Below are 11,252 nucleotides of genomic sequence, written 5' to 3'. Positions count from 1 at the left end.
TAATTGCGCTTATGCCAACCTTTGCATAAGCGCAAGAACTGGCTCTTCGCGGGTAGCCTGCGGGCGGGCCAGCGCGCGGCTGCGATCATGAGCCTGATCCAGTCCGCGCGACTGAATGGCCACGAGCCCTTCGCGTACCTGAAGGATGTGCTCGAACGGCTGCCGAGCCAGCCCTACAGCAGGATTGGCGAACTGCTGCCGCATCGCTGGCAGCCAGCCGTCAGCGTCTGAGCGAAACGGCAAGACGGGTTTGCCGGGTGCTTACGGTCTTGCCGCCAATCTCGAACTCATGGAGATGTGCGTCGGTCCAGCCCATCGCAGCTTGGATGTAGTGATGAAGCTTGCTCAGCGTGGTGTCGCCATCGACGAGAAGCCGGCGCCAAACAAGCGGTTCAATATCCTGAATCTCGATGCGAAGGGTGTAGGCCTTCACGGCGGTTTTTCGCGACATCCGCCCTCCCTCTTTCCTTTCTACCGACGGCAAACTGATGCCTCATCCTGGCCGCTTTCGCAGCGGTTCGACCAGCGCGCGCAAATCGTTATGGTCCAGCTCGTGCATCAGCGCAAGCAACTGCCCGAGCTGCCCCTTGGGGAACCCCTCCCGCGCGAACCAGGCTAGGTAATACCCGGGCAGGTCTACAATGAGATGGCCCTTGTACTTTCCGAAGGGCATCTCCCGGGTCACGAGCAACTCCAGCAGCTCTGGGGTCACAGCGCATCCAGCAGCTTCATGAAGTTCCGCTTGCGCTTCCACTCCAGCCGGATTTCCGCCAGTTCGTCGCCGAACATGCCCAACTGCTTGTGCGCCACCCGCAGCGCGCGGACTTTCTTCGCGATGGCAAAAGCCTCCCCGTGTTGGGAGCCGCGTGAGCCGCCCTCGACCAAATGAAGCAATAGTCTGGTAGGTGATCGCATCGGCTGATTACACGCTGAGCTACGGCAGACTCAAACCTGCAACAGCAGCGCCCCGCGCTTTGCCCGCGTCAGCGCCACATACAGCAACCGGCGCTTCCCCGCGGTCTCCTCCGCCGGCCCCAGGTAGCTCTCCGGCGCCACCACGATGACGCAGTCGAATTCCAGACCCTTGGCCCGGTGCATCGTGGCCAGATGTACGACGTTGCGCGCATCGGCGTGGTTGCTCTGCGCCGTGATGGGCACAGACGCGATACCGGCGGCCTGGAGCTGCTGTCCGAGCGCGTCACGGCTCTTCTCGCTGTAGCTCACCACGCAGAAGGACAGGCTCTCGTTCTCGGCCTGCGCACCGCGCCACTGCTGGATGAAGCCGATGGCGGCTTGTGAGGCCTCTTCCAGACCGGAGGTCTTCCTCACCTCCGGCGCTGGCCCGTGCGACAGCGACTTGTAGCGCTTGCTCTCGTCGTGGCCGTCATCGAGGTCGTCGATTTCGCAACCTTCGAGCAGGGCCATGGCCTGGCGGCGGATTTCGTCGGTGGTTCGGTAATTGAGGTAGAGCTTGCGCGAGCGGCCGCGGATGTCGATGCCACAGCGGCTCATGGCTGCGCGATTGCGGCTGTAGATCCGCTGGTGTCCGTCGCCGACGAAGAAGAGGTCGTTTGGCCCGTGCGCGATCATCGCCCGCAACAGTTTCAAGGCCTGCGGCCCGAAGTCCTGGGTCTCGTCGATGACGATGGCTGCGTACCCGAGCTCCGAGCCCTGTTCGGTGGCAATCATCTCGGCGATTTCCCGATAGGCGTCATCGACTTCCTTGAGCTTGCGCGATGCGAGCTGTCCGCGGTACTCCTCGAACACGGGCCACACCGCGTCACGCTTTGCACGGCTCAGGATCACGCCGCGTCCAATCCGGCGGGCGGTGCGGTACTGGTCAAGCGTGGTCAGGCCCTGCGCGAGCACCACCTGCTCGAGCTCATCCGAGTAGAAGCTGTCGGGAAGGTCAAGCGTGGCGTCCTTGGTGGCCAGGGCTGACTGCCAGGCCTGCAGCGCCCCATCCTGCTTGCGGTCATAGACGATGCGGTGCTCCAGCTTGCGCGCACGCATGAAGCCACCCACCCATGCGTCGAGGTTCTTCACCTCGATCCTGGACATCGCGTCCGCACTGCACAGCGTCTTCAGGTTCTCTTCGATGTCGAGCGCGAGGTTGCGTGTGAAGGTGGTGAAGAGCACCTTCTTGCCGCCCAGAGCGCGGTTTTCCGCCAGCCATTTCGAGCGGTGCATCGCGAGCACCGTCTTGCCCGTGCCGGCGCCGCCCAGTACCCGCACCGGACCACTGCGGTCACCTCGCGCGAGCTTGTTCTGCGTCGGGTGCAGGAAGACGCGCCACTGAGCGAGCGGCGCGTTCATGATGGCCAGCATGGCCTCGTCGTCATCGACCACCACGAAGCGCGACTGAGACTCAGCCGTGGCCAGCGCCGCAGCAAAGTCGCTGGTGTCGATGGCCTGGTCCACCCGGGTCTCGCGCGCCTGCAGCACCTGATTCACGCTGTCACCCGCTGCCACCAGGAAAAGGCCCTCGTAGGCCTCTGCTGGCAGGCGTGACTGCAAGGCATCCAGCGCCTCCTCAGAAGCGATCTTGCGTACGGCCGAAAGCAGTTCTTCCGGCACCCCTAGGCTCATCAGCTCGGTGTCCGAGAGCTCACCAAAGAGCGGTGCCGCAACCGGCTCCACAGACTGCGGCGGTGCGGCGTAATCGGGGACGGGCTGCTCCGGCGCTCCCGCCTCGGTGTCCTGCTCGACCACGTGCTCCAGCGTCACCATCTGCATCGCGCCGGTCACCGGGTTGATGGTCAGCTTGCGGTTCTCCGCCCAGCGGTAGGCATCGTCGTGGTGGTCGACATAGAGCAACACATAGACATCGCCCTTCGAGGGCTTGAACACGATGCCGCGCCAGTCCTTGTCGAGCCGGACCGACTTCAGGTTCGGGTCCTTGGCACCATTGATGTTCTCGTAGTTGATGCCTGAACTCGTGGGGTCCGCCTGGAACTGGATGGCCCATTTCATCACTTTGGAGTGGACCGACACCGGCAACCGAGCCAGTTGCAGCAGGAAATCCTGCGCGAGAGCGACCTTCGGCTTGAAGCTCATTGTTGTTCCTCGTTATCCAGAGTCAGGCCCAGCGCGGTTGCCACCGCGCCCTGCCAGGGGGAACCACCCGAAGTGACCAGGCCCTCGTCCAGTTCCACCACTTTCCACCGCGCTGTCGCCCAGGCCTCGCTCAGGTCGGCCTGGTCGTCACGGAGCACAACCAGTGTTTCAGTCGGCCAGGCAAGCTCGGCGTCGGCGAGCACTCTGCCCTTCTCATCGGCCAGCTCCAGCCCCACCTCAGGCACCGCCGCACCCGCCTCTGCAAGGCGGCGCAGGCCCGCACGCAGGACATCCAGGGTTTGCTCCAGGGTCGTCTCCCACACCGCGAGCAAGGCCGCCTGGCCCGACGCACCGGCAGACGGCGCCCCCACCGCATCCCCGCTGCTCTGCAGTACCTCGTAGTCATGGCCATCGAGTCCGCTTCCGGTGACCATCAGCGTGCCGGGAAGGAACTGCATCGCATTGAAGAGCTGCAGCCAGCGGCGCCAGGCGTTGTGGAGCTGCTCGGCGCTCTCCGCTGCCGCTTCCTCGAGCACCACGACACCGGGCGCACGCCAATCGGATGCTGGCGGTTTCGGACTCCCCCACGCCAAGGGCCACCAGCCCACAAACGTGCTCGGCCCCTTGTTCAGCCCGACACTGGGTGCATAGCCACTGCCGGGCGCCTTGATCACCTCCGGCAAGCGCGGCAACCACTGCGCGAGCTGCCCATCGCACGCCGCCTTGTCGGCCTGGGTCGAAGGAATCATCAGAAAACCCAGCCAGAGCGCATTACGCTGCAGTTGCGCCACCGCACCGGCGTCCGTACCCCCGTCGCCTGGCGTCGCCAACCACGCAAGCAAGCGCGCCACAGCATGCTGGGTGAAGGCCTTTTCCTGGGCACGCGGGATATGCGGCGGCGCCTTGCTGCCATCGTGACGCGAGAGCGCGACCAGCGGCGACTCCAGGTCGTGGTCGAGGCTGCCCCCAAGGGCTGCATTCACATCCTGATGCGTGACCGACCACACCCAGCACTGCCCGCTGGCCACGATGGCACTGCGCTTCTGGGCATCCTCGCGCATGCTGTGCTGATGGTCGGTCCAGCCGTCGCAGAACACCGCTATCGGTTTGCGCTTCGAGGTTGCCGACCACGGCCAGATGACGAAGTCCGGCTGGCTCCACGTGCTCAGATTCAGCATCGGCCCCAACTTGCACTGGGGCTCGATGCGATAGCGCTGGCTGCCCACCTCCAGCACCCAGCCCGCCTTGCCGTTGACCACGTCCTGCACGAGCTTGACCATCGGCAGGCCACCGACGCCGCCCAGCCGCTTCAGGCTCTCGATGAAGCGCGCTTCCAGCACCGAGTCGAAGTTCGGATTGATGAAGATGTCCGAAATCGTATCGACCCGCTGCAACTGCCCGAGCGCGCCGACGAGGTCGGACAGCACCGCCTTGGCGTTATCGCGCGACACCTGCTCCATGCTGCGGCCCAACCGGTACTGGTACAGGCAGCGGTAGCAGCCGTCCTTTTCCGGGTCGGCGTTGCAGGCGCAGTTCGTCACCGCATCGAGCGCCATCCGCAGCACGTCCGCGAGCGTCCCCGCATCGTGGGCCAACAACTGGTGCAGGTACCCCGTGCCGCCCGGCACCGAGTCGTACAGCATCACGTAGTACTTCCGCGGCCCGCCGTTCTTGCCCGGCACATCCTGCTGCACCATGCGCAGGTGGTCGACCTTGCCGCCGAAGCGACGCTTCAGCCCCAGCTGCAGCGCCGCCATGAAGGACTGCACGACCCGTTCATCGACCCCGTTCTTGGTGTAGGGCACGAGGATGCGCAGCGCCTCGGATTCGAACTCGCGATAGAGATAGAGGCACTCCAGCAAGTTCGCAGGGTCATTGCTGCCCTGCTTCGGGCAATCGAAGCTGTGCGTCTGCTCGGCCGTTTCTCCGTTGCGCCGGGGTGGCTTCTGCACCTTGCCGCAGTGCCGGCACAGACGAAAGCCCGGCCGCGACGCCTCCTTGTCGGCCACCTTGAAGGCCTCACCCGGCTTGGCGAGCTCACCGAAGTTCACATCGCGGAAGGTCACCCGCGAGATGAACTCGAAACCGAAGGGCAAGGCGTCCGAGGCAATCTGCCAGGCCTCACGTACGCTGCCGGGCAGGAAGTCCGCCATCAGCTGGCGCACGTAATACTTCGGTTCGCGGTCCTCGGCGCTGTCGTCGATGCGCACTTCCGAGTCGTTGCTGTTGGCAATCGCCTGGCGGAATCGCAGCAGCGTGCGGCGCTGCGCCGCGTCGCCCCACATCGCCTCGCCGCAGCTCGGGCACACCGGATGAATGTCCGGCTCCACGCTCAGGTTCTGCATGTGGTGGCAGCTCGGGCAAAAACGCCAGTCCTCGGTCTTGGCGAGGTTCATGTTGATCTGGTCGACTTCCACACGCCGCTGGTTCGCGTAGAAGCGGTTTTCCGGGGCGAACTCGGACAGCGCCGACTGCGCCGGGCGCTCGTACTTCAGCGTATTGAGCGTGACGTAACTGCCCTGGCCAGGCTCGTCGACACCACGGCGGCGCCACAGCACGGACTTCAGCTGCACCCCGGCTTCCGGGAAGGCGTAGTTCGGAATCAGGCCGTAGTCGGTCATCGTGCCGAGCAGGTCGCGCGCGTTGATTTCCTTGATGAGCTCGAGGAACTTGTCGCGCTCTCGCAGCAGCTCGTCGATTTCCGCCTTGGTCGCCTCGTCCTGTGGCTTCTGCTTGAGCTGCTTGACCGCCTTGTCGAGCTCGTCCTTGCGCTTCTTGTAGCTGCGCCGTTCCTCCTGCAGCTCGGTCAGCGCCTTCATCAAGCGGCTGCGCAAGCCATCCGTCTCGCCCTGGCCCTGCATGAAATCCAGCAGCCGCGCCCGGACCACTTCATCCACATCGCCGTCGAGCAACTGCATGAACCCGTTGAAGAGTCGCTCCTCGTGGGCCAGCACATGGTCGATGAACAGGTAGGGGAAGCGGTCGAGCTTGCTCGCCTCCATCACGTCCAGCGCCTGCGAGGTCTTGTCCGGCAAGGCGTTCTGGCTGCCCAGTCCTGCCACCCAGTCGTCCATGCAGTAGGCGAACAACTGCCGGCGCAGCACCTCGGCGGCTTGCAGGAAGACGCCCGGCGGCGACACTTCGCCGGCGATCATCTCTTCGGTCTCGGCAAAGAAGTAGAGGTCGTGCGGGCTGTTGCCATCGGCCAGCGTGGTGGTCATCGCGTTGCCGTCGCGACGCCCTGCTCGGCCCACCCGCTGCAGAAAGCTCGCCTGGTTCGGCGGCACCGAGCACAGCAACACCGACGACAGGCTGCCGATGTCCACGCCCATTTCCAGCGTCGGCGTGGCCGAGAGCAGGTTTTCGTACCAGGGGCGAGGCTGCTTGTCCTTGAAGCGGTTCTCCAGCGCTTCTCGCTCCGAGCGCTCCAACAACCCGGTGTGCTCGGCCGGGATCACCCGCCGCAAGTCACCGTGGCTAAAGCGTTGCGCCCACCAATCCGCTGCATCCGGAATCAGCGCCTCGTAGCGTGCATCGAGGGCATCCAGGCAGGGCATGCCGACCAAGTGCTCGGCATCCTCGCGCGGCACCGCCAGGCGACGCTTGTTTCCTTCGGTCGCGACAAAGGCCACCTCACCGAAGAGCGTCAGCGCGTCCGGGTTCAGGGCCAAGGTGTCGCCCAGGTGGTGACTGGACTTGATGAGCACGCGCTCGACCACCAGCAGGCGGATAGCCTCATCGTAGAGGTCTGCCGCCATGCCCTTGGCCAGCAGCATCTGCGGCCCGAGCACCACGCTCGCCCAGCGCTCGTACCAGGTCTGCCGCCCGGAGCCAACGAGCTTGTCGAAATCGCCATGCTTGCCGAGCGTCACGAAGATGGGCCGCGGCGTGTTCGCGCCCATCCCTGGCAGCCACTCCCGTCGCCCCGCCGTCGTGGTCAGGGCAAACACGTTGCCGTCGGCCGCATACACGCTCAGCTCCGGGTCCAGCACACCGCCGCGCTGACGCATGCGGGTGAGCATCCCCCACAGCCACTGGGCAATGGTGGCCTGCTCGATGCCTTGCGCGCCGTACTGCTCGCGGAACACTTCCTGCAGCCGCTCAGCCAGAGGTTCGAGTCTCGCCCAAGGCACCGCCAGCACCGCCTTGCCGATCCGCTCGAGGGTCCGTCCGCGCTGGCTCAGGTAGGTCAGGTCGCTGAAGAGCTGCCACAGCAGGCGCTTCTTCACCTTGGCCGGCAAGCGACTGTCGGCCGGCAGGTGGTTCTTCTGCAGCAACTCGACCGACCAGTCGTGCTGCCAAGTCATGTTCGGGCCGAGGAACTCCGACACCAGCCGCGCCGGCTCCATGTGCAAGACCGAGCCCGGCGCATTGAACTGGGCATGTGCCCGCTCGACGAAAGCCGACCAGGGCATCGCCTTGAGCCCCACCTCATCCATCACATGCGCCCAAGCGGTGCGCACGTTGTTCATGTAGGTTCGGGCGCCGAAGAAGCCCGCGCGGTGCGCCGCGTCCTGCACCGAATCCGAGAAGGCAATCAGCTTCTTGTCGTCATTGAAGGGGCTGGCCCAACTGTTCTCCACCACCTGCGAGCCCAGCGTCGCGTTACGCGCACCGAGGAGCTGAAGCTCGCCGCGCTCGCCGCAGGCCGGGCAGGTCTGGTCGTGATGGGTGTATTGCGCCTGCCCCACCACGCGGGTCTGCTGGGCCGTTACCCGGTAAATCGGCGTCAGGGTCTGATGTCCGCAGGCGAGACACGCCTCCTTGCCCTGCTGCACATTGCCGCAGCTCACGCACACCTGCTCCTCGATGCCCTCGGCCAGGGGACGGCCAATACTGCGCGCCGCGTAGAAGCGCGTCGCCTCCGGGCGTCGCGAGAACCAGGTGTTGTAGATTTCCTCGAGGTTGGTCGACAGCTTGCTGCTGCCCTGTACCAGACGCGAAATCCATCCAGTGGTGCGGCACTGCCGGCACTGCACCATGGGCAGATACACCCCATCGCGTTCGCCCGGCAGATCCCGCTCACTGCGCAGCTTGACCTCTTCCGGGTCGGCCGCGAGCTTGCCGACCATGCGGCGCAGCTCCCGTACCCACATCTGCACGCGCAGCGTCACCAGCGGCTGATTGCCCTCTCGCAAGGCCCAGGCCATCAGCACCAACAGCGCGTCGAGCACCTGCCGGATCTCACCCTTGCTGGCGTTGGGCATGTTGCGGGCAAAAGCCTCGGTCAGCATGTCGTAGCTCGCCACCCCGCCCTTGAGGAGTTTGAGCAGGTTCACGAACAGTTGGTGGCGCTTGAGCAACGCCCCAAGCGCTTTGCGCCACGCAGGGTCGCTCACATCTGCCGGCGGTGGCTCGTCCGGGAAGAAGAGGCCAAACCACGCAGCCACCGCCGCCTGGGGCGAACGATAGCGCGCGGGTTCCAGCGCATCGGCCCATTCGCGATGGAAGCTGAACATGAAGTCCACCATCGCGTCTTCCAGGAACACTCCCACCGATTGGCGGTTCTCCACCACCACCGAATCGGGCTCGAAGGGCACGCCGAACACCTGCCGCGCGTACTCGCGCAGCGGCGCGGTATCCGAGCCGCCACCCAGCGTTGCCGAGGTGCCGGCGCAAATCAGGTGCTTCGGTTCGATCTTCAAACGCGCCCGCAGCCGGCGCAGCAACAGCGCCAAGTCCGTGCCCTGGGCACCGTCGAAGGTGTGCAGCTCATCGACTACCACGTAGCGCAGCGTTGTCGGCGTGTTCGACGCCCACAGCTCGCGGTCCATCGGCCGCAGCATCAGGTAGTCGAGCATCTTGTAGTTGGTCAGCAGGATGTCGGGCGGGTGCTTGCGCAGCGTGGCCCGGTCGGTGATGACCGCGTGCGGCGTCATCACCATGCCCTCGCCGCTGTTGCTGGTATTTCCGCCCACATACAGGCCAACCCGCAGCCCCGCGAACGCGGGCACGCTCGCCACCAGTTCCGCGATACGCCGCGCCTGGTCGGTGGCCAACGCGTTCATCGGATAGATGACCAGGGCCTTGATGCCGCCCTCGCCGGCTTGCCGGGCGCGGGCGCAGTGATCCAGCACCGGGTACAAGAAACACTCGGTCTTGCCGCTGCCCGTGCCGGTAGCCACCAGGGTGTGGGCCGCCGCGTGCTGGCTGGAGAGGCGCCGCCAGGCCTGCTCCTGATGGCTGAAGGCCGGGAACTCCGTTTGGAAGCCCACAAAGAAGTCCCGCCCGGCCGCGCCCGGCACAAAAGGCAGCCCCACCTGCACGTAAGGCCCCTTGAGCCAGGCGGCTTCATCCTCGACGAAGCGGCTCATCAGCCCATGCATGAAGGGGTCGGCAGGCTCGAAGGCGGCGACGAGGAACTGCTTCAGGCCGGTCTGGATGTCCTTGGCGAGGAGGGAAGGCAGCATGTCAGAAGGTCAGAGTCCTTGGGCGAAGTGCGCGCGTGGCAACATCCAGCGCCCCGGCTGGCCAGGCAGCTCGATGAAGCCGAAGTGCCCGTAGAACGCGGCCGCAGCCGGCGACTTGGCATCGACGATGATGGCCGCCACCGCGAGCGTCTGGCTGGCAGCCACAACGCGCTTGCAGGCATCGGCGAGCAGGATGGAACCCAGCCCCTGCCCTTGTGCTGTTTCACTCACTGCAAGCCGGCCGAGCAGCGCGGCGGGGACGGGATAGCGCGGCAGCTTCTTGCGCAGCGTCTCAGGCAACTGGTCAGACGCGACGCTGGCAGCGCTTAGCGTGTAAAAACCCGCGACCACGCTGCCTTGGTCGGCAGGTGTCGCCACGAACACTCGCGCCACCCCGCGCTTGATGTCCTGCTTGGCATAGCGCTGCAGGTATTCATCCAGCGCCGCCTCCCCACATCGGAAACCTGCAATCTCGACCTCGCTGTCCAGCGCGCGAATGTGGAACTCCACTCAGCGCACCTGGCTGGCATGACGGGCAAACGCCCGCTGCAAGGCCGGAGCCGGCTGCGCAGGCATGTCCAACGCATCGAGAAAGGCGGTGAAATCCTGCTGCGACAGCGTGATGGCCTCGTGCTGCTGAACTAGCGTCTGCGCTTGCTCGACGGCGTTCCTAAGCACGAACTCCGATACGCTCATGTGCGCGTAGGCCGCAGCCTTGTCGAGCAGGCGACGGACCTCCTGGTCACAGCGAATATGCAGACGTGTGTCTTTGGTCAGGGAGTTCATGGGACTCTCCGAAAAAAAGTAACGCTCCAATTGTGCGCCAGATGTGCGCACCCATCAAGACCAGCCACTTAACGGACGAGCATCCGGGGCCCCTCACCACACACACCGGAGTCCTGACAGAGGTCCCGTACACCCGGCCACGCAAGGAGTTATTTGCCAGCGGTCCCAGACCCGCTCAGCTTGGGTCAGACACGCGGGCAGCAATAAGCAAAAATCACTATCGCCTAAATCCCTTAGACGACTAATTCAATCCTCTCGCCAGCACCCTTGATCAAATAAAAGCTAATAATCCTATCAAGAGGAATCCCTTTCCTCTTTAATCGCTCCAACAGCCAGGAAGAAAAATCCTCAATCTCGAGAAGCTCTCTAATCGGCGCCGACATCAATACATCCGCACCAACAGGCAGATTTGAAAGGAAAATCGACTCTCTGCCGCTTTCTTCGTCCCAGTACTCGACATTCAATCTGATATTTTTAAACTTTCCCGAAACACTAACAGCCAACTCATCTGGCGGGCAGGTTTTCAAAATCCAGGCCCTGTACTCCTTGGGATTAAGTGCCATCCTGGCGGCTCTTTTCATAGTTCCGACATCGAGCTCGCCACCCACGTCTTGCTCGTACTGCTCACGAGTTAGAACAGTCACAAGCAACCCTTTTCTTGAAACATCAGATATAGCTATAACTGCAACAAAAAAATCACTATCTAGAGGCGAGTAAAAAAGAAACCGGCCACGATTCTGGAAATTCTTGAATGGACTAGATAAACAAACAGTACGCCCATCGTTAATTAGCCTTAGAACGGCTTCGCCACTCATGGTGAGGCGATCACCAATACGCCCCAACGCGTGCACGCAAGCATCAACATCGAGTACGAAATCGTACGGATGCCTTGAACAGGCGCTTAGATCTTGCTTCACGCGACACCTCATGAACGAAATCTAACCAACAGCACTACTGCCACCATGCGCGGCGAGAACATGGCCAGCACCGGAAGCTTTA

General features: G+C 63.8%; 8 protein-coding genes and 1 pseudogene. 1 reads left to right on the top strand and 8 read right to left on the bottom strand.

Going from position 1 to position 11,252, the window contains the following annotated elements; all coding sequences use genetic code 11:
- Nucleotides 1-30: 30 nt before the first annotated feature.
- Nucleotides 31-231 (top strand): annotated as a pseudogene (locus tag CGK74_RS11475) (transposase domain-containing protein); the annotation flags it as partial.
- On the opposite strand, the gene CGK74_RS11470 reads toward CGK74_RS11475, so the two are convergent.
- From CGK74_RS11470 to CGK74_RS18780, 8 genes are all read right to left on the bottom strand, one after another.
- The gene (locus CGK74_RS11470) at nt 221-433 is read right to left on the bottom strand and encodes a plasmid pRiA4b ORF-3 family protein (protein ID WP_240498699.1); all 213 of its coding nucleotides are present in this window, start codon (nt 431-433) and stop codon (nt 221-223) included. The pseudogene CGK74_RS11475 and the gene CGK74_RS11470 sit on opposite strands and share 11 nt — an antisense overlap.
- Before the next feature lie 60 nt (nt 434-493).
- Complete coding sequence (locus CGK74_RS11465; RefSeq protein ID WP_094268597.1) at nt 494-712, bottom strand: DUF3820 family protein; 219 nt, start codon at nt 710-712, stop codon at nt 494-496.
- A complete protein-coding gene (locus CGK74_RS18785) occupies nt 709-915 on the bottom strand; it encodes a hypothetical protein (RefSeq protein ID WP_133091836.1) in 207 nt (68 codons plus the stop codon). Before CGK74_RS18785 ends, CGK74_RS11465 begins: the two co-directional genes overlap by 4 nt.
- Nucleotides 916-945: 30 nt before the next feature.
- Nucleotides 946-3,057, bottom strand: a complete 2,112-nt coding sequence (locus tag CGK74_RS11460; protein ID WP_094268596.1) for a UvrD-helicase domain-containing protein — start codon at nt 3,055-3,057, stop codon at nt 946-948.
- Nucleotides 3,054-9,467: a DEAD/DEAH box helicase gene (locus CGK74_RS11455; RefSeq protein ID WP_094268595.1), complete on the bottom strand. Its 6,414-nt coding sequence runs from the start codon at nt 9,465-9,467 to the stop codon at nt 3,054-3,056. Before CGK74_RS11455 ends, CGK74_RS11460 begins: the two co-directional genes overlap by 4 nt.
- 9 nt (nt 9,468-9,476) lie before the next feature.
- Nucleotides 9,477-9,977, bottom strand: coding sequence for a GNAT family N-acetyltransferase (locus tag CGK74_RS11450; RefSeq protein WP_094268594.1), 501 nt, complete (start codon nt 9,975-9,977; stop codon nt 9,477-9,479).
- Nucleotides 9,978-10,253: a type II toxin-antitoxin system TacA family antitoxin gene (locus CGK74_RS11445; RefSeq protein WP_094268593.1), complete on the bottom strand. Its 276-nt coding sequence runs from the start codon at nt 10,251-10,253 to the stop codon at nt 9,978-9,980. It abuts the gene before it with no gap.
- A gap of 233 nt (nt 10,254-10,486) precedes the next feature.
- A complete protein-coding gene (locus CGK74_RS18780; RefSeq protein ID WP_133091835.1) occupies nt 10,487-11,170 on the bottom strand; it encodes a hypothetical protein in 684 nt (227 codons plus the stop codon).
- Between the last annotated feature and the right edge of the window lie 82 nt (nt 11,171-11,252).

Source organism: Thauera propionica (assembly GCF_002245655.1).
Taxonomy (GTDB): Bacteria; Pseudomonadota; Gammaproteobacteria; order Burkholderiales; family Rhodocyclaceae; genus Thauera; species Thauera propionica.
The sequence above is the reverse complement of the archived record's forward strand: the minus strand, read 5'-3'. Positions and strand labels throughout refer to the sequence as shown.

Bases quoted from the DNA above. Each gene is read 5' to 3' on its own strand.
- CGK74_RS11445 (WP_094268593.1), bottom strand. From the start codon at position 10,253: ATGAACTCCCTGACCAAAGACACACGTCTGCATATTCGCTGTGACCAG.
- CGK74_RS18785 (WP_133091836.1), bottom strand. From the start codon at position 915: ATGCGATCACCTACCAGACTATTGCTTCATTTGGTCGAGGGCGGCTCA.
- CGK74_RS11455 (WP_094268595.1), bottom strand. From the start codon at position 9,467: ATGCTGCCTTCCCTCCTCGCCAAGGACATCCAGACCGGCCTGAAGCAG.
- CGK74_RS11460 (WP_094268596.1), bottom strand. From the start codon at position 3,057: ATGAGCTTCAAGCCGAAGGTCGCTCTCGCGCAGGATTTCCTGCTGCAA.